Source organism: Roseovarius mucosus (genome assembly GCF_002080415.1).
Lineage (GTDB): Bacteria > Pseudomonadota > Alphaproteobacteria > Rhodobacterales > Rhodobacteraceae > Roseovarius > Roseovarius mucosus_A.
In genome coordinates this window covers 1090038-1107895 of sequence record NZ_CP020474.1, presented here as the reverse complement: position 1 = coordinate 1107895, position 17858 = coordinate 1090038, and the positions used below count along the sequence as shown (strand labels likewise).

The following is a 17858-nucleotide window of genomic DNA, read 5'->3' as shown; positions in this document are numbered from 1 at the left end:
CCTACCCCTTCGGCATGCGCAGCACCACGTCGCGCCCGCGTTTGTTATAGCGCAACTCGGAATCACCAATGGCTGAAACCTGCCCCCCATCCAGCCGGTCGCCCACCTGCACCTTTTGATACCGACCATTCGCCAGCCGCACCAGCGCGCGGCGGCTTTGCGGGCTGCCGTAGACGCCGATCAGATTGACGTTGCGCAGGTTGATGGCATTGGCCTCGGTGGCCGATCGCGCAACCGAGGCGGTTGTGGGAATATTGGGGGCCACCCGCGCGGCAGCGGCGGTCTGGATTTCGGGTTCCTCATCCTCGCCCGGCGTCGCCCGGTCCGGCTGCGGCGCGCGCGCGGCCTGCTCTAGCTCTTGTGGCCGCACCTTGGGCTTGATCGACGTGCCAACAGCCTGCGGCAGGCTCTCGGCGACAGAGCCGCGATTGGCCTCGATCAGCGCGGCGGCCAGCGAGGCGGAGCTGATATCGGCGGGCTGCACCTCTGGGGCGGGCGGCGGGGTCGCCGCCGCCGCCGCTGCCTCGATCACCGCTTGCGGGCGCAGGCGCGGACGCAGCGACGCAAGCTCGGACCGTGTAAGACCCGAGAGCGCCCCGCGCTCTTGCTGCTCGATCAGGTTCTCGGGGCGGGTGCGGGGGCGGATACCGCCCAGTCGCGCCGCCTCGGCGGCGGTCTCGGCGCTTTGCTCCAATCCGGGAACCGGCAGCGCGCGGGTAGGGGTCTCGGGGGGGCGCACCGGCGGCGGCCCGGCCCGCACCAAGATACCGTCAGGCGTCAGCGCACCCTCTGGCGTGGCCTGCACAAAGCCGCGTGCATCACGTGTGAATTGCGTGCCCGGCGGCGCGGGCGCGGCCGGGGTCTCGGGGCGACGGTCAAGCACGGTCTCAGACGCCGGGGGAAGGGCCACGGCATCCTGAAAGTTTACGGCCTCGTCAATCGAGGTCAGGTAAAACTCATCCAGATCGGTAGTATCCGCCTGCGCGGGCGGCTCGGGGGCCAATGGCCAGATGCCCGTGGCGGCATAGCGCGCCATCATCTCATCCGGCGTCAAGTCTTCGGGGGGCGGTGGCGTGGTCGCAACTGCCTCTGGCTCTGCCTCTGCTTCGGGGGGGATAATCTCCGGTACGGTCTCTGCTTCAACCCCAACGGCGATTTCCGGCTCCGCCTCAATCGGTGGCGTCAGCGCGATTTCAGGCGCGCTCTCAACCGAAATCTCTGCCGGATCGCTTCCGCCAAAGATCGTCGACCACGCCGCCACGCCCACCAGTAAGAGCAGCAAAAGCGCGGTCAGGATCAGCCCCAGAAACCGGGGCTTGCCACGTGCTGTGGGCTGGCTGCGTGCGCCAAACACCGTCAGACGCTCCGCCTCATCCGCAGGCTTGGCCACAACCCGCTCAGGGGCCGTCGTCTTGTCCCGGCGCGCAAGCAGCCCGGCCAGGCCCGCTCCCTTTGCCGCTTCGGGCGCAAGGCTTGCGGCGGCCAGATCGGTCAGCGCCGGATTGGCCCCGCCGGTCAAAAGCGGCGCAGCGCCCGGTCGCGGCAACTCTGGGGCAGGGGCGGTATCAGGCAGCGGTGTGATCCGCGCGGCACCTTCCAGCTTGGGTGCCCCGGCAATCGGCGCTCCCCGCTCGGCCCGGACGCTGGAAAACGACAGCGCCGGCAGGTCCGGTTCAGCCTTGAGCGCAGGGGCCGCGGGCTTGTCCGGGGCCGCGGGCGGCGCAGGGGCAGGAGCAGGGGCAGGCACGGGAGCGGTGTTCGGGGCCTTGGGTGTGGCCGCAGCCGCGTCCGCCGCAGGCGCGATGACTGGCGCGGCACTGGCCACGCTCTCCACCGGCGGTGGTGCCTCGGGCAGGCGCGCGCTGCCCAGAATACGCACCGGCGCTTCGTCGCGGTCCACGCCCCGCGCCTGCGCCGCCGCTCCAAAGAACGGCTCGCCCGCAAAGCGATCTGATTGCGGCCGCGCGACAAAGCTCACCGGGTTGAACCGATGCTCAGCGGCAAAGGCCTCAGCCTCGTCCAAGGTCTCGCTTGCCACGGCGGCGATATAAAGCCGCCCGTCCTCCACGCTCCAGTCATAGACCAGATCATCAATGTGATAGGGCGTCGCCCCTTCCAAGGCTTCGGCGGCGGCCCGGTCATAATCCCCGTCGGGCGCGCTTGTGGCGGGCAGATCCATGTATTTGATCTGCTCGTCCGGAATGATCAGCTTGGTGGACAATCCCGACGGGTCAAGCAGCGCCGCCTTGGCCCTAAGCGCCGCCAGTTCCCCCGCCAAATCCTCCGCATCAAGCGGCACATCGCCGACAAGATGCCAGCCCGCGCTGCCCGCGCGGTGCAAAAGGCCGATGCCTTCAAACGAAAGGGACAGGGCAAAATTCGGTTTCATGGGGAACGCTTTAACACTCGTCCGACATCGGCGGGAGTCCTTGTTCTCGATCCCCCCATCCTACAGCAGCTTCGCGCCGAGGCCAACCATCCGGTCGAGCCCCGGCGCAAGGCCGATTATGCACTCGCCTTGGCCAGCGCCTGCTCCAGATCGGCGATGATGTCTTTGGCATCCTCGATTCCGATGGAAATCCGCACCACATTGGGCGCGGCCCCGGCGGCGGTCTGTTGCTCGGGCGTAAGCTGCCGATGCGTGGTCGAGGCGGAATGAATGATCAACGACCGTGTATCACCCAGATTGGCAACATGGCTAAAGAGGTTAAGGCTATCCACCAGCTTGAGACAGGCACCATAGCCCCCCTTGAGCGCCACGGTGAACAGCCCGCCCGCCCCCTTGGGGCAAATCCGCGCCACCCTGTCATGCCAGGGCGAAGATTTGAGACCCGCATAGGTCACAGCCTCAACCGCCGGATGCCCTTCCAGCCAGGCCGCCACCTTTTCCGCGTTCTCGACATGCCGCGCCATGCGCAAGGACAGCGTTTCGATCCCCATCAGCGTGTAATGCGCCGCCTGCGGATTGAGCGTCATGCCCAGATCGCGCAGCCCGATGGCAATGCCGTGAAAGGTGAACGCCAAGGGGCCAAAGGTCTCGTGGAACTTGAGCCCGTGATAGGCGGGTTCCGGGGCCGAAAGGGACGGGAACTTGTCCGACGCGGACCAATTGAAATTGCCCGAATCAACCACCACACCGCCCGTGACCGTGCCATTGCCGGTCAGGAACTTGGTCATCGAATGCACGACCAATGTCGCCCCATGTTCGATCGGACGGCAGAGATACGGCGTGGCCGAGGTGTTATCGACAATAAGCGGCAGACCCGCCTTGTCGGCCACCGCCGCCACCGCATCGAGATCGGTGATATAGCCGCCCGGATTGGCAATGGATTCGCAGAACACCGCGCGGGTATTGTCGTCAATCGCGGCCTCAATGGCCCCCAGATCGTCGAAATCAACAAACTTGGCCGACCAGCCAAACCGCTTGATCGTCTGGCTGAATTGCGTGATCGAGCCGCCATAAAGCCGCGTCGAGACCACCACATTCAACCCCGGACCCATCAGCGGAAACAGCGCCATGATCTGCGCCGCGTGGCCCGAAGAACAACAGACTGCGCCCGCGCCCCCCTCTAGCGTGGCCACCCGCTCTTGCAGCGCGGCGACCGTGGGATTGGTCAGGCGCGAATAGATATACCCCACCTCTTGCAGGTTAAACAGCGCCGCCGCGTGATCGGCATCGCGAAACACATAGGCCGTGGTCTGGTAAATCGGCACCTGCCGCGCGCCTGTGGCCGGATCGGGCCGCGCGCCCGCATGTACCTGCAACGTGTCGAATCCGTATGTCATTTCAGCGTCCTCCCGCGTCATATACCTTGCAAACCCGGTTAAGGCATCGCTAGGTGCCATGCAACGGGCATGAGGAGACATGATATGGCACATCCCTTTCATCTGGCAATCAATGTAACCGATCTGGGTGAGGCGCGCGCCTTTTACGGCGGGCTCTTGGGCGGCATCGAAGGGCGCTCCACCGAGACATGGGTCGATTTCGATTTCTTCGGCCATCAACTCAGCCTGCATCTGGGCACGCCCTTTGCCACACAAGCCACCGGCAAGGTCGGCGATCACATGGTGCCGATGCCGCATTTCGGCGTGGTGCTGCCGCTCGACATCTGGCGCGGTGTGGCCGAGCGGTTAACGGCGGCGGCGGTCGATTTCGTCCTCCCCCCCTCGGTCCGGTTCGAGGGGCAGCCGGGCGAGCAATGGACGATGTTCTTCCGTGATCCTTCGGGCAATCCGGTGGAACTCAAGGGCTTTGCCGATATGACGACGGTCTTTGCCGCCTGACGCTTCAATAGGGGTGGTCGCGCCCGTCCCAGGTTTGAAAACACCCCGTTGATGCCAAATCCAGCGCCGCGAACCGTGCCACAAGCCCGGACGTGGCCTCTTCTACCGAAATCTCCGCCGAATCGCCGCCCATCTCGGTGCGCACCCAACCGGGGTGATAGATGCCCACGGCAATGCCATCGCCCGCAAGGTCACTGGCCAGATTGCGCCCGAGATTGAGCGCCGCCGCCTTGGACGCCCGATAGATATAGCTGCCCCCCGGCGCGCGGGTGTGGCTGGCCATCTGGCTGGAAATGATCGCGATTTTCGCGCCCTTGCCCGCCCGCAGATGCGGCAGAAACGCCTGCACGGTCAGAAACACGCCCGTTACATTGGTGGCAAAGGTGTCGGCCCACATCTGCGCCGCATAGCCCTCTGCCAATGCCTGCCCCTTGTCGAGGTATACGCCCGCATTGCAGATCAAAAGGTCCACCGCCCGACCGCCCAGCCGCGCGGCAAGTGCCGCACAAGAGGCGGGATCGGTCACATCCAGCGCCAACTCCCCCTCCGACGGTCTGCGCGCCGTGGCAGTCACCTCATGGCCCGCTTGGCGGTAATGATCGGCGAGGGCGCGCCCGATGCCACGATTGGCACCGGTGATGAGGATATGCATGACGGGGCCTTTCGGTCAGTTGGATTTGCGGCGCGGCACAAAGGGCAGGGGGGCCACAGGCACGCCATCCTCGATCAGCTTGCGCGCCTCTTCGGGTTTCGCCTCGCCATAAATGGCGCGTTCCGGGGCCAGCCCATCATGCATCTCGCGCGCCTCCCGCGCGAAATTAAGGCCAACATATTCTGAATTCTGTTCGATCTGCCGTTTGAGCTGCGCCAGCGCCTGTTCTTCTGGGGTTGGGGCCGGGGCAGGCACCTTGTCGGGCGCAGTATGCAGGCTGGGGGCCATCAACGCCTTTTGCACCTCAGTGCCGCCACATACGGCGCATGTCACCATGCCCGCTCCCTGCAGCTTGTCAAAGGCGGCAGCGGATTGAAACCAACTGTCGAACTCGTGCTTATCCGCGCATCTGAGGGTGAACTTGATCATTTCCCGGTCCATCGCATCGCCGCCGATAGTTACGCCGCCCGCCGGGAATTTCAAGCTATGCTTTTGATCTTGCAGCCCAAGCGCGGGGGGCCAACCGGGCACGCGGCGCATGATTAAAGCCTACGAAAAGAATCGGAATTGACATACCTGATTGTTTAAGTCAGAAAAGAGGGGCCAAGCCAGCCCGGTCCTGCGGTCAGCCCGGCCACCCTGTAACAAAGGACCGAAACACCATGTCACTTCTTCATACCAGCCCGGCGAGGGCCTTCGCATGATCCGCGCTCAGACCAAATCCGATCCCGCTTTGGTGGCCGAGGCCCCCTGCCACGATGCGCGCGCCCTCACCAATGGTGCCAATACCGCGCTTATCGTGCTCGACGGGCAAATCTACACCCTGCGCATCACCCGCGCGGGCAAACTGATCCTGACCAAATGAAACACGCGCGCGACCTGACCGGCCAGATGCCGGTGGACCAGATGGCACAGTTGGACGGGCTGAACGGTCTGACCGTGGCCGCGCTGCGCGCCTGGAACGCGGGCGGCGCGCTGCGCGCCCATGCGCTCCTGTGTGATCGCATGGCCGAACCGATGGCGCTCGCCGCGTTCGAGGCGTTGCAGGACCTGACCGAGGTGTTGGGCCCGCATATCCGCCGCCCGCTGCGCTGTCATGCGCCCAACTGCACCTGTGTCGGGCTGGACGAGGCCGCCTTTGCCCGCTTTGTCCAAGAGGCGGCCTTGGGCGACCGCGAAGATGCGCTTCTTCTGGCCAGTATTCTGGTGCAACCGCGCGCCATCCTGCCTCTCACGGATGCGGCGGCGCGCTTGGGCCTCTGCCTGCACCGCGCAGCGCTGCGCGCACCGCAGTCGCGCATCCCCGAACCTGCCAGCGCAACACGTCACTAGCCGTAAAAGGGACTGAACCGATGATCATCTGTCATTGCATGGCCATCACCGACGCCGACATTCACCGCGCGATGGACTGGATGCGCGCGGCGGATGCCGAGACGCTGATCACCCCCGGCAAGATCTACCGCGCGCTGGGAAAGCGCGCCGATTGCGGCGGATGTTTGCCGCTCTTTGTTGACACCATGCGTCAGGCCGATAGCCTGAGCATACCCATGCACCTGCGCGGCCTCCGCCGCGCATCCACACAGGGAGAACCACATGAAGGGCGACGCCAAGGTCATCGACTATCTCAATCAGGCTCTGCGGAGTGAACTGACCGCTGTCAGTCAGTATTGGCTCCACTACCGGCTGCAAGAGGATTGGGGCTATGGCCGTATCGCCGCCAAATCCCGCGCCGAAAGCATCGAAGAGATGCAGCACGCCGACAAGCTGATCGAACGGATCATCTTTTTGGGGGGGCATCCCAACCTGCAAAAACTCGACTCGCTGCGTATCGGGCAAAACCTGCGCGAAACGCTCGAGGCAGATCTTGCCGCCGAACACGACGCCCGCACCCTCTATATCGAGGCGCGCGGCCATTGCGAAAGCGTGGCGGATTACGTGTCCAAAAACCTCTTTGAAGAGCTGATCACAGATGAAGAGGGCCATATCGACTTTCTCGAAACCCAGATCGACCTCTATGACCAGTTGGGGGCCGAACGCTACGGCCTGCTCAACGCAAGCCCGGCGGATGAGGGTGCGTAAATAGAGGACACTCCGCAGCAAGCGGGGGATTAGGTTGCGCCGTCATTGGCCCCAATCCCCCGCGCGCATGGCACCGAAGGTGCCGCGCGGTGTGCATGGGGGCAAGCCTACCACTAGGATAACTGCAGAGGTTTTGTCGTATAAGCCGACCTCTAAAACACCGCATGCGCCCCCAAATCCACCCGCGCGCGGCCCGAGATCACCTCTTCATAGTAATCGAACAGCCTGTCCTGCCCGGTTTCGGGCGTGGCCTCGGCGTCATAGGCCCCCGCTGCCGCATCCCAGACCAGCATCGATTCGGTAGCGTAATAGCGCCCGATCCGCGCCAGTTCCGCCTTGGCCCGCAACCGTGGCAGCACGCGCCCGCCCAAGGACAGCCCGCCGATGATCGCATCCATCATGCCCACCGGCACCTGCCGCAGACTCACCGGTTTTCCCAACCGCTTGAACAGCCAGTCGGCCTGATCGCGCGGGGTGATCGCAGGGCCGGGCCCTCCAATCGGCAACACCTTGTTCCAGCGGTCCGGCACGTCCAGACAGCCCGCCAGATAGTCGCCCAGATCCCGATCACTGATCGGCTTGCACGCCGTCAACTGCCCATCCCCGAACACCAAAAAAGGCTTGCCCGCCTGCACGCGCGCAATCTGCCCCGACAGCGATTTGAAATAGGCCGTGGGCCGCACGATCGAATAACGTAGGCCAGAGGCGATGAGCCGCGCCTCAAAGGCCAGCTTGGCCGCCTGAAACGCCAGCATCGGCTTTTGCACACAAATCGCCGACAGTAGCACCATATGCTGCACCCCCGCCGCCTGCGCCGCCTCGAGCGCCACAAGATGCGCATCGTGATCCACCGCCCAGGCATCGGCGGGCAAGCCGCTGCGCGACGCCATGCAAGACGCCAACGCTCTGAACTTGGCACCGTGAAATCCCTCGCGGGCGAGGTCCGAAATCTCCCCCCGCCACAGCGTGACCCCGGCGGGCAACCCCGCCGCCTTCGCCCCCGGTCGCAGGGCACAGACCACCTCATGCCCCCGCGCCACCAGCGCCGCAACCGCAGCCCGGCCAATCGTGCCGGTGCCGCCCAGCACCAGAACCCGGCCCCCTCCGGCCCAAGCCTGCGTCTCATTCATTTTGGTGATACCTCCCCGCACCCCTTTGCATTTTACCCGCCCTGCCTATCTGCTATACTTCCCACGACCCAGAGGAGCATAGCCCATGGCACATACAAGACGAAAGCTGGCCGAACTCGATCCGGTCTGGGGGCAGATCGCCCAAGAGGCCAAGGCCGCCATCGCCGATGAGCCGCTCTTGGGCGGGCTGATCCATTCCAGCGTGCTGCATCACGGCACCTTCGAATCAGCGCTTGCCTATCGCATTTCCCTCAAACTCACCTCCAACGAGATGCCCGAACAGATCCTGCGCGAGATTTGCGACAAGGCTTTGGCGTCTGACCCGTCCATCGGCCTTGCCGCCCGCGCCGATATCGTGGCCGTCAATGACCGCGATCCGGCCTGCGACCGGTTCCTCTTGCCGCTCCTCTTCTTCAAGGGCTTTCAGGCAATCCAGGCCTATCGCATCGCCCATTGGCTCTGGACGACGGGCCGCCGTGATCTTGCGCGCTTTTTCCAGATGCGCGCCTCCGAAGTGTTCGGCGTCGATATTCACCCCGCCGCCCGCATCGGCAAGGGCATCATGATCGACCACGCCCATTCCATCGTGATCGGGGAAACCGCCGTGGTGGGCGACAATGTCTCGATGCTGCATTCCGTCACCTTGGGCGGCACCGGCAAGGAAGAAGAGGATCGTCACCCCAAGATTGGCAATGGCGTCCTGATCGGGGCCGGGGCCAAAGTGCTGGGCAATATCCGCGTCGGCAATTGCAGCCGTATCGCCGCAGGCTCGGTCGTTCTGCAAGAGGTGCCCCCCTGCAAGACCGTTGCAGGCGTGCCCGCCAAAATCGTGGGCGAGGCTGGCTGCGATCAACCCTCGGTCAAGATGGATCAGCTCTTGGGCGTGCGCGGCACTGACGACGACGCGAGCGACTGACGATCATGCACGGCCTCTGGCTGTGGCTGGCACCGGTCGTGCTCTTGAGCCTGTCCAATATCTTCATGACCTTCGCGTGGTATGGGCACCTCAAGTTTCCGCATGTCGCCCTCTGGCTTGTCATCCTGATAAGCTGGGGCATTGCGTTGATTGAATATATGCTCGCGGTGCCCGCCAACCGGCTTGGGCACCGCGTCTATTCGGCGGCGGAACTCAAGACCATGCAAGAGGTGATCACGCTGGTGATCTTTGCGGGTTTTTCCGTGCTCTACCTCAAGGAACCGATTACCTGGAACCACGCGCTTGGCTTTTCGCTGATTGCGGCAGGGGCTTTCGTCATATTCCGCGCCCCGCTCTGACCGGGCCACCTGCGCCCATTCGCCTCTTGCCGCGCCGCGCCCGATTTGGGATAAGACGCCAGCTATCATCTCACGGAGAGTCCCATGTCTGCGCGCATCTACAAACCGGCCCGCACCGCCATGCAATCCGGCACCGGCAAAACCCGGCACTGGGTTCTGGAATTCGTGTCCGAGACCGCGCGCGAGGTGGATCCGCTGATGGGTTGGACCTCCAACGCCGATACGCAAACCCAAGTGCGCCTGCGCTTCGAGACCAAAGAAGCGGCGCTGCAATACGCCAAGGAACATGGCATCGACGCCGTGGTTCAGGAACCGCAGGCCCGCAAACCCAATATTCGCCCCGGCGGCTATGGCGATAACTTTGCCACCAACCGCCGCCAAGTCTGGACGCACTAGGCACGTTTCGTCTGATCAGGTTCACACCGCCCCGGCCCCAGAGCCGGGGCCTCTGCGCTGACCCGGCGAGGTCCCGGATCAAGTCCGGGACGGGTGCGGTTTCGATAGGGTGTAACGTGCTTTAAGCAGTCAGCCCCGGCACAGAACGCGAAACGCCCCGGAAATCTTCCGGGGCGTTTTCGTTTTCAGCGTTGATCCTGAACTCAAGCGGCGCGGAACAGGTCCGAGCGTGCCGCAAGATCAGCCACCAATGTGTCGCGCTTGAGACCCAGTGCTGCAAGCCGCTGATCGCTCGCCATTGACAGCGTTTCAACCTCATGGGCGAAGCGGTTGGCGGCAACGACCGACTTGAAGAAACCGTCGATCAGGCGCAGCGGCGCCAATACAAAGCGCCCGACATTCCCAAACCCCGGTGCCGGAACATTACTGTGGGACGAATAGGCCATAACTGTGCTCTCCTGAGAATGCCGCGTCTGCAACATAATCTATGTTGCGGCGCAGCATTTTTCCATACCACAGTATGCAAACCCGCTCTGCGCGGGCGGCATGGCTGGCGAGGTTTAAACCTCTCCAACCCGTGCCGCGCGCCCACCGCGGCGCTTGCGCAGCAGGGAGGCACGGTCAGGCAGCGCCTCCATGATCGCGCGCCGCTCGTCCGGGGCCATTTTGGTCCAGCGGGTGATCTCGTCGATCGAGCGAAGGCATCCCGTGCAAATCCGCGCCTGCGGATGCACCACACAGATTTTCACGCAAGGGCTCTCGACTTCATTGCGTGCCCATGGGCTTTCATCTGTCATGCTCTGCCCTCATATGCCCCATCCGGTCCAACACCCCTTGCAGGATATAGGCCGCCGCGATGTTGTCGATAACCTGCATACGACGCTTTCGTGTCGCATCCGCCTCCAAAAGCGCCCTTTCCGCGGCAACAGTCGACAGCCGCTCATCCCAATAGCCAATCGGCACCTCTGTCAGGCGCGACAGATTGCGGGCAAACGCGCGGGTGGATTGCGCGCGCGGCCCCTCGCTGCCGTCCATATTGCGCGGCAGGCCAAGGATGATCCCGCCCACCTCGCGCCCCGCCACGATCTGCAACAGACGCGCGGCATCGTCGGTAAACTTCACCCGCTTCACGGTCTCATGCGGGCTTGCCACCGACCAGAGCCGGTCTGACAGCGCCACGCCAATCGTCTTGGTTCCCAGATCAAGGCCCATGATCGCCCGACCCTGCGGCAGGGCTGCGGCGAACGTGGCGATCTCCTCAAGGATCATTCCGCGACGCCCGCGCTTGCCGCAGCAGCGCGCACAACAGCCAAACGCTCCGGCGCATCGGCAAAGACCGCTTGCGCCTCGGTCCAGACCTCTTGCGCCTTGTCCTGTTCCCCCAACACGCCATAGGCATTGATCAGCCGCGCCCAATCCTGCTCGGTGCCGCCCTCGGTGGACAGCCGCTGCGCAAGGCCCGCCACCATGCCGCGGATCATCTCTTGCTGCGCTTCAGGATCCATGTCTTGGGCTGCAGCTATATCCGCCGCCGATGGCCCCGGCGCATTGGGCGCGTCCTGCTCGGGGGGCAGCGTATACCGCACCCCGGCGCGCCCCGCCAATTCCTCGATCTGCGCCCGGATGGTGGGCACCCAAGGGGCCTCTGGCGTGCTCTCGTTCAGCAGCGTCTCCCACAGGCGGAACGCCGCATCGGGCCGATCCACCTGCATCATGTAGAGCCCAAGGTAAAACCGCGATGACGGCTCTCGCCCATCCCGCTCCAAGGCCGCGCGCAACGCTGTCTCTGCCTCCGACGACACATAGCCGCCGCTGGCATTGATCATCAGATCCGCCAGCATGGCATAATCCGCCGCACTCGCCGCCTCGCCCTTGACCGCAATCAACTGCGCTTGCGCCTGCCGCGCCGCCACCAGATTGCCCAGCGCCGCCTCGCTGCGCACCAAGAACCGCAACCCTTGCTGATCCTCGGGCCGCTCGGCCACGGTCTTGCGCAACTGCTCGATCAGCCTGATGTAATCCTCGTTCGTGCCCTCGGGCACCCCGGTCTCGCCGGGGCCAAATCGCTCCTCTGCCGCCGCCTGATCCAGCCGCGCCGCCCGCGCCGCATCCGAGGCCGCAATCCGCGCCGCCATCGGCAAATCCTGATAGCCCGGCGCGCCGATCCGGTCATAGATCAGAACACCGCCGCCCGCGATCACCGCCACGATCACCCCGGCCATGATCACGCCCGCGCCGCGCGGCTGCCCCCCGCTTTCGCCGCCCTGACGCAATTGCGCATCCGCCGCCAGCACTTTGCGCGAAATCTCGGCCCGCAACCGCTCGGCATCCTCTGCCGCGATCACGCCGCGCGCGGTGTCGCGCTCGATCTCTTTCAACTGATCCCGGTAGACCTGCAAATCATAGGCGGCAGGCGGCGCTTCGCCGACCCGCCCGCGCAGCAGCACAAGGCCCAGAACGGCACTCACGCCAATCGCCAAACCCGCAACGGTGATCCAGAAACCCATGTCTTTTCCTTCTATGTTGCTCTCATGTAACCGCCCATGCGCCCGGAAAAAAGGGCCAAGCCGTCGCATCCGCGCGCCCAGCCCGCGCCCCGATGTCGCAATGTCGCTATTGATACCGTTTCCGCCGCCCGGAGTATCCTTTCAACCGGCCAGCTGACGCATTACGGTGCCAGTCGCATCCAAGCCCGAATCCCGCCAACTCCAGAGAGCGCGCATGAAACACTATTCCGCCTTTGCCGTCGCCCGAGAGGCCCTCCGCTACCACATGGGATGGGAGCGCGCTTGGGCCTCGCCCGAGCCGAAAAAGAAATACGATGTCATCATCGTCGGCGCCGGGGGTCACGGCCTCGCCACCGCCTATTACCTGGGCAAGAATTTCGGCATCACCAACGTCGCGGTGCTGGAAAAGGGCTGGCTTGGGGGCGGCAACACGGGCCGCAACACCACCATCATCCGCTCGAATTACCTGCAAGACCCCTCTGCCGCGATCTACGAAAAATCGCGCAGCCTGTATGAGACCCTCTCGCAGGACTTCAACTATAACATCATGTTCAGCCCCCGTGGCCTGATCATGCTGGCCCAGACCGAACACGAGGTGCGCGGCTACCTGCGCACGGCCCATGCCAACGCCCTGCAAGGCGTCTCGACCGAATTCATCTCGGCAGCCCGCGTCAAAGAGATTGTCCCGATCATCAATCTCGACGGGCCGCGCTATCCGGTGCTCGGCGGCCTCTATCAGGCGCGCGGCGGCACGGCACGCCACGATGCGGTGGCATGGGGCTATGCCCGCGCCTGTTCCGCCATGGGCATGCATATCCTGCAAAAATGCGAAGTCACCGGCATTTCGCGCGAGAATGGCCGCGTGACGGGTGTGACCACCAATCGTGGCGACATCGGCTGCGATAAACTCGGCATCGTCGTCGCGGGCCACTCTGGCCACCTTGCCGATATGGCGGGCTTCCGCCTCCCCATCGAATCCGTCGCCCTTCAGGCGCTGGTGTCGGAACCGATCAAACCCTGCATGGATTGCGTCGTCATGGCCAACACCGTGCACGGCTATATGTCGCAATCCGACAAGGGCGAAATGGTTATTGGCGGCGGCACCGACGGCTATAACAACTACACGCAGCGCGGCTCGTTCCACCATATCGAGGAAACCGTGCGCGCGCTCATCGAGACCTTCCCGATGGTCGCCCGCCTCAAGATGCTGCGCCAATGGGGCGGCATCGTCGACGTCACCGGCGACCGCTCGCCGATCCTCAGCAAAACCCCGGTCGATGGCATCTTCATCAACTGCGGCTGGGGCACCGGCGGCTTCAAGGCCATCCCCGGCTCCGGCTGGGGCTTTGCCGAACTGATGGCCAAGGGCCACTCGCCCCTCTGCGACGAATTCGGCCTCGACCGCTTCTATCAGGGCCGGTTCATTGATGAATCCGTTGCCGCTGGCGTTGCCCACTAAGGAGGACTTGAACCATGCTGATCCTCACCTGCCCCTGCTGCGGCGTAACGGGCGAAGAGACCGAATTCCACCAAGGCGGCGAGGCGCATCTCAAGCGCTTCGGCCCCGGCTCGGCGGACGATGACTTCCACACCTATATGTTCGCCAAGGAAAACCCCAAAGGCGCGCATTTCGAACGCTGGCGGCATAACAATGGCTGCGGCAAGTGGTTCATCATGGCCCGCGATACCGTAACGCTCGAGGTCTACGGCAGCTACCCCGCCCAGACCCACGAGCCGCCCCAGCATATCCGCGATGCGATCACCGCCAAACGCCCCGGCTGGACATGGCGCGAATTCGCATGAGCCTTCACCGTTCGAAACATACTCACAACACCACGCCCGCACCGGGCACGAGGGTTTAAGACATGAGCACGCGTCTGGCCAAGGGTGGCCGCCTCCTCGACAAGGGCCGCGCCCTTCACTTCACCTTCAACGGCAAACGCCTCAAGGGCCATGCCGGCGATACACTCGCCTCGGCGCTTCTGGCCAATGATCAGATGCTGGTCGGGCGTTCGTTCAAATACCACCGCCCGCGTGGCATCGTGGCAAGCGGGGCCGAAGAACCCAACGCGCTCGTCCATCTGGGCGAGGGTGCCCGCATGGAGCCCAACCAGCGCGTCACCACCACCGAATTGTTCGATGGTCTGACCTGCACCAGCCAGAACCACTGGCCCAGCCTTGAGTATGACATCGGCGCGGTCAACACACATCTCGCGCGCTTCCTGCCTGCGGGCTTTTACTACAAGATGTTCATCCACCCGCGCCCCTTCTGGAAACATGTCTACGAACCCTTCATCCGCCAATCGGCAGGCTTGGGTAAGGCCACCAACCCCGGCGATCCTGATCGGTATGAGCATTTCTATCACTTCTGCGACGTGGCCGTGATCGGCGGCGGTGTGGCCGGTCTGCAAGCGGCAGTTGCCGCGGCCGAGGCCGGGGCCAAGGTCATGCTGATGGAACAAACCGCCCATTGGGGCGGCCGCGCGCCGGTTGACGGCGGCGAGATTGACGGCCAATCGGCCGAGGACTGGATCACCGCCACACTCGCCAAACTGCGCGACATGCCCAATGTCACCCTGCGCCTGCGCTGCATGGGGGCAGGGGTCTATGACCACGGCTATCTCTTGGGCTACGAGCGCGTGAATGACCACGCGCCCAGCACCGATACCCCCCGCCACCGCCTCTGGCGCATCCGCGCAGGCCAAATCATCACCGCCACCGGCGCGATTGAACGCCCGCTCAGCTTTGCAGGCAATGACATCCCCGGCGTGATGCTCGCCTCTGCCATCCGCGATTATGCGGTGAATTACGGCGTTTCCATCGGCGACCGCACCGTGGTTGTCACCAATAACGATGACGCCTACCGCACCGCGATCACGCTCAAGAAATTCGGCCTCGAAATCCCCGCCATCCTTGATGCCCGCCAATCGGGCGGCGGCGCGCTTGCGGCAGAGGCCCGCGCGCTTGGTATCCGGGTCGAAAACGGCAAGGGCATCGCCAAGGTCAAAGGCGGCAAGCGCGTGACCGGCGTCGCCATTTGCGCCCAGGCTGGCGAAGGCGCTGTGCTGGAAGAGATCAAATGCGACGCGGTCGCCATGTCCGGTGGCTGGTCGCCGGTGGTCCATCTCTGGTCCCATTGCGGCGGCAAACTCCTCTGGGATAGCGCGCAGGCGCATTTCCGCCCCGACCCCGCCAATCCCCCGCGCGGCGCGAAAGGAGAGGCCTTCGTTGTGGTCGCAGGCTCTGCCAACGGCTATCTTGATCTCGCGGCCACGCTCACCGACGCCGACACCGCAGGCAAGACGGCAGCGGCGGCCATGGGCCACAAGCCCAAATCCACCAAGGCCCCCACCGCCACCGCCACAGATGAGGCGGCACTCGAGGCGGTCTGGCTCATGCCCCAAGGCGCCAATATCAAGCTGCGGATGAAATCCTGGCTCGATTACCAGAACGATGTGAAAGTGTCCGACGTCCAGTTGGCCGCCCGCGAAGGCTACGAATCCGTCGAGCATGCCAAGCGGTACACCACGCTCGGCATGGCCACCGATCAGGGTAAGCTCAGCAATATCAACGGCTTGGCGATCCTCTCGGATGCCCTTGGCCAGCCCATCCCGCAGACCGGCACCACCACCTTCCGCCCGCCCTATACGCCGATTTCCCTGTCGGCTATCGCAGGGGCGGCGCGCGACGCCGTGTTCCAGCCGATCCGCAAAACCCCGATCCATGGCTGGCACGAGGCCAATGGCGCGCATTTCGAACCCGTCGGCCAGTGGCGACGCCCCTATTGCTTCCCCAAGGGCGAGGAAACCCACCGCGACGCCGTCAACCGCGAGATCAACCAGACCCGTGCGCGCCTTGGCCTGCTTGATGCCTCCACCTTGGGCAAGATCATCGTCAAAGGGCCGGACGCAGGCCGCTTCCTCGACATGCTCTACACCAATGTCATGAGCAGCCTGAAGCCCGGCAAATGCCGCTACGGCCTCATGTGCAATGAAAACGGCTTCCTCATGGATGACGGCGTGGTTGCCCGCATCGACGAAGACACCTTCCTCTGCCACACCACCACCGGCGGCGCGGAATCGATCCACGGGCATATGGAGGATTGGCTGCAATGCGAATGGTGGGATTGGAAGGTCTACACCGCCAATGTCACCGAGCAATATGCGCAAATCGCCGTCGTTGGCCCCAAGGGCCGCGAAACGCTGGCGAAACTCACCTCCGATGACCTCAGCAATGACGCGCTGCCGTTCATGGGTTGGGCGGATCTTACGCTCGCGGGCATGCCGGTGCGCGCTTATCGCATCTCCTTCTCGGGGGAACTCAGCTACGAATTGGCCGTTCCCGCCAGCCAAGGCCGCGCCCTCTGGGATGCACTCCTAGAGGCCGGGGCAGAGCATAGCGTAACGACCTATGGCACCGAAGGCCTGCACGTCATGCGCGCCGAAAAGGGTTTCATCATGATCGGCGATGAAACCGACGGCACGGTGATCCCGCAAGATCTCAACATGGGCTGGGCCATTTCCAAGAAAAAAGACGACTACCTCGGCAAACGCGCGCAGGAACGCTCGCATATGGCCGATCCCAACCGCTGGAAACTGGTGGGTCTGGAAACGCTCGACGGCTCTGTTCTGCCCGATGGGGCCTATGCCACCGCCCCCGGTCACAACGCCAATGGTCAGCGCATGACCCAAGGCCGCGTCACCTCGACCTATTTCTCGCCCACGCTCGGGCGCGGGATTGCCATGGGTCTGGTGCATAACGGCCCCGACCGCATGGGCGATGTGCTCGATTTCCCAAAGGTGGACGGCGGCATCATCAAGGCCAAGATCGTCGATCCGATTTTCTTCGATAAGGACGGGGAGAAACAGAATGTCTAACGCCGTGACCGCCCTCAACGGGGCCAACTATCAGGGCCTCGCCACCATCGCGGATCAGGGCCTGACCGGCATGATCACCCTGCGCGGCGATCTTGCCAGTGCCGGGATCAAGGCTGCGGTCAAATCCGTTACCGACCTCGATGTTCCCGCCCAGCGTCAGGCGCTGATGGGCAAGGGCACTGCCGCCCTCTGGATGTCACCCGACGAACTCCTGCTTCTGTGCCCCTATGCAGAGGTGAACACGCGAATCGCCGGTATCGAAGCCGCGCTCAAGGGCCATCATTTCCTTGCCGTTAACGTTTCGGACGCCCGCACCTTCCTGCGGATCTCCGGCAGCGGCGCGCGCGAGGTTCTGGCCAAGCTCTGCCCGGTCGATCTCTCGCCCGAGGCGTTCACCCCCGGCATGTTCCGCCGCACCCGCATGGCACAAGTGCCGGCCGCCTTCTGGCTGGATGAAACCGGCACATTCCACCTGATCTGCTTCCGCTCGGTCGCAGACTACGCCTTTGAACTTCTCAAGGTCTCGGCCCAACCGGGCGGCGAGGTCGGGCTTTACGCCTGACCAAGCCTTCCTGACTGAAAAACTCCGATATACGGGGTTGACCTTTGCCGGGTCGCCCCACCATGTAGGGGCATCGGAACGAGAACCTCAACAAAC

At 64.0% G+C, this 17858-nt stretch carries 21 protein-coding genes; 12 read left to right on the top strand and 9 right to left on the bottom strand.

Going from position 1 to position 17858, the window contains the following annotated elements:
- Position 1 precedes the first annotated feature (1 nt).
- The gene (locus ROSMUCSMR3_RS05385; RefSeq protein ID WP_081506675.1) at positions 2-2389 is read right to left on the bottom strand and encodes a hypothetical protein; all 2388 of its coding nucleotides are present in this window, start codon (positions 2387-2389) and stop codon (positions 2-4) included.
- 116 nt (positions 2390-2505) lie between these two features.
- Positions 2506-3786, bottom strand: coding sequence for an O-acetylhomoserine aminocarboxypropyltransferase/cysteine synthase family protein (locus tag ROSMUCSMR3_RS05380; RefSeq protein ID WP_037297460.1), 1281 nt, complete (start codon positions 3784-3786; stop codon positions 2506-2508).
- 84 nt (positions 3787-3870) lie between these two features.
- Here ROSMUCSMR3_RS05380 and ROSMUCSMR3_RS05375 point away from each other — a divergent pair, with 84 nt between their 5' ends.
- Complete coding sequence (locus ROSMUCSMR3_RS05375; RefSeq protein ID WP_081506674.1) at positions 3871-4284, top strand: VOC family protein; 414 nt, start codon at positions 3871-3873, stop codon at positions 4282-4284.
- A gap of 4 nt (positions 4285-4288) precedes the next feature.
- Here ROSMUCSMR3_RS05375 and ROSMUCSMR3_RS05370 read toward each other — a convergent pair whose 3' ends face one another.
- Positions 4289-4936 carry an SDR family oxidoreductase gene (locus tag ROSMUCSMR3_RS05370; protein ID WP_081506673.1) on the bottom strand — a complete coding sequence of 216 codons (648 nt, stop codon included), beginning with the start codon at positions 4934-4936 and terminating at the stop codon, positions 4289-4291.
- Between the two features lie 15 nt (positions 4937-4951).
- The gene (locus ROSMUCSMR3_RS05365; RefSeq protein ID WP_081508555.1) at positions 4952-5365 is read right to left on the bottom strand and encodes a DUF1178 family protein; all 414 of its coding nucleotides are present in this window, start codon (positions 5363-5365) and stop codon (positions 4952-4954) included.
- A 271-nt stretch (positions 5366-5636) separates the two neighbouring features.
- Here ROSMUCSMR3_RS05365 and hemP point away from each other — a divergent pair, with 271 nt between their 5' ends.
- From hemP to bfr, 4 genes are read left to right on the top strand one after another with little or no spacing between them, the layout of a single operon-like run.
- Positions 5637-5801 carry a hemin uptake protein HemP gene (gene hemP / locus ROSMUCSMR3_RS05360; RefSeq protein ID WP_008280579.1) on the top strand — a complete coding sequence of 55 codons (165 nt, stop codon included), beginning with the start codon at positions 5637-5639 and terminating at the stop codon, positions 5799-5801.
- Positions 5798-6268 (top strand): hypothetical protein, encoded by a 471-nt coding sequence (locus ROSMUCSMR3_RS05355; RefSeq protein WP_081506672.1) that lies wholly within the window; start codon positions 5798-5800, stop codon positions 6266-6268. Before hemP ends, ROSMUCSMR3_RS05355 begins: the two co-directional genes overlap by 4 nt.
- A gap of 20 nt (positions 6269-6288) precedes the next feature.
- Positions 6289-6582, top strand: coding sequence for a (2Fe-2S)-binding protein (locus ROSMUCSMR3_RS05350; RefSeq protein ID WP_008280576.1), 294 nt, complete (start codon positions 6289-6291; stop codon positions 6580-6582).
- On the top strand, positions 6530-7015 hold the full coding sequence (bfr, locus tag ROSMUCSMR3_RS05345) for a bacterioferritin (protein WP_008280575.1): 486 nt from the start codon (positions 6530-6532) through the stop codon (positions 7013-7015). Before ROSMUCSMR3_RS05350 ends, bfr begins: the two co-directional genes overlap by 53 nt.
- A gap of 152 nt (positions 7016-7167) precedes the next feature.
- On the opposite strand, the gene ROSMUCSMR3_RS05340 is transcribed toward bfr, so the two are convergent.
- The gene (locus tag ROSMUCSMR3_RS05340) at positions 7168-8145 is read right to left on the bottom strand and encodes an NAD(P)H-binding protein (RefSeq protein WP_081506671.1); all 978 of its coding nucleotides are present in this window, start codon (positions 8143-8145) and stop codon (positions 7168-7170) included.
- 85 nt (positions 8146-8230) lie between these two features.
- Between ROSMUCSMR3_RS05340 and cysE the strand changes: the two genes are divergently transcribed.
- The 3 genes from cysE (at position 8231) to ROSMUCSMR3_RS05325 (ending at position 9816) form a co-directional block, all read left to right on the top strand.
- Positions 8231-9061: a serine O-acetyltransferase gene (gene cysE / locus ROSMUCSMR3_RS05335; RefSeq protein ID WP_008280573.1), complete on the top strand. Its 831-nt coding sequence runs from the start codon at positions 8231-8233 to the stop codon at positions 9059-9061.
- Positions 9062-9066: 5 nt separating this feature from the next.
- A complete protein-coding gene (locus tag ROSMUCSMR3_RS05330) occupies positions 9067-9420 on the top strand; it encodes a DMT family protein (protein ID WP_008280572.1) in 354 nt (117 codons plus the stop codon).
- An 84-nt stretch (positions 9421-9504) separates the two neighbouring features.
- On the top strand, positions 9505-9816 hold the full coding sequence (locus tag ROSMUCSMR3_RS05325; protein ID WP_008280571.1) for an ETC complex I subunit: 312 nt from the start codon (positions 9505-9507) through the stop codon (positions 9814-9816).
- Positions 9817-10019: 203 nt separating this feature from the next.
- Here ROSMUCSMR3_RS05325 and ROSMUCSMR3_RS05320 read toward each other — a convergent pair whose 3' ends face one another.
- The 4 genes from ROSMUCSMR3_RS05320 to ccmI form a co-directional block, all read right to left on the bottom strand.
- Positions 10020-10262 (bottom strand): hypothetical protein, encoded by a 243-nt coding sequence (locus tag ROSMUCSMR3_RS05320; protein ID WP_112303047.1) that lies wholly within the window; start codon positions 10260-10262, stop codon positions 10020-10022.
- Between the two features lie 114 nt (positions 10263-10376).
- On the bottom strand, positions 10377-10613 hold the full coding sequence (locus ROSMUCSMR3_RS05315; protein WP_081506670.1) for a DUF1289 domain-containing protein: 237 nt from the start codon (positions 10611-10613) through the stop codon (positions 10377-10379).
- The gene (ruvX, locus tag ROSMUCSMR3_RS05310) at positions 10603-11085 is read right to left on the bottom strand and encodes a Holliday junction resolvase RuvX (RefSeq protein WP_081506669.1); all 483 of its coding nucleotides are present in this window, start codon (positions 11083-11085) and stop codon (positions 10603-10605) included. Before ruvX ends, ROSMUCSMR3_RS05315 begins: the two co-directional genes overlap by 11 nt.
- On the bottom strand, positions 11082-12323 hold the full coding sequence (gene ccmI / locus ROSMUCSMR3_RS05305) for a c-type cytochrome biogenesis protein CcmI (protein ID WP_081506668.1): 1242 nt from the start codon (positions 12321-12323) through the stop codon (positions 11082-11084). The genes ruvX and ccmI overlap by 4 nt, the downstream gene beginning before the upstream one ends.
- Positions 12324-12537: 214 nt before the next feature.
- Between ccmI and ROSMUCSMR3_RS05300 the strand changes: the two genes are divergently transcribed.
- From ROSMUCSMR3_RS05300 to ROSMUCSMR3_RS05285, 4 genes are all read left to right on the top strand, one after another.
- The gene (locus ROSMUCSMR3_RS05300) at positions 12538-13782 is read left to right on the top strand and encodes a sarcosine oxidase subunit beta family protein (protein WP_037297457.1); all 1245 of its coding nucleotides are present in this window, start codon (positions 12538-12540) and stop codon (positions 13780-13782) included.
- Between the two features lie 14 nt (positions 13783-13796).
- Positions 13797-14126 carry a sarcosine oxidase subunit delta gene (locus ROSMUCSMR3_RS05295; protein WP_081506667.1) on the top strand — a complete coding sequence of 110 codons (330 nt, stop codon included), beginning with the start codon at positions 13797-13799 and terminating at the stop codon, positions 14124-14126.
- 62 nt (positions 14127-14188) lie between these two features.
- Complete coding sequence (locus ROSMUCSMR3_RS05290; RefSeq protein ID WP_081506666.1) at positions 14189-17200, top strand: sarcosine oxidase subunit alpha family protein; 3012 nt, start codon at positions 14189-14191, stop codon at positions 17198-17200.
- Positions 17193-17762 (top strand): sarcosine oxidase subunit gamma, encoded by a 570-nt coding sequence (locus ROSMUCSMR3_RS05285; RefSeq protein ID WP_081506665.1) that lies wholly within the window; start codon positions 17193-17195, stop codon positions 17760-17762. The genes ROSMUCSMR3_RS05290 and ROSMUCSMR3_RS05285 overlap by 8 nt, the downstream gene beginning before the upstream one ends.
- Positions 17763-17858 lie beyond the last annotated feature (96 nt).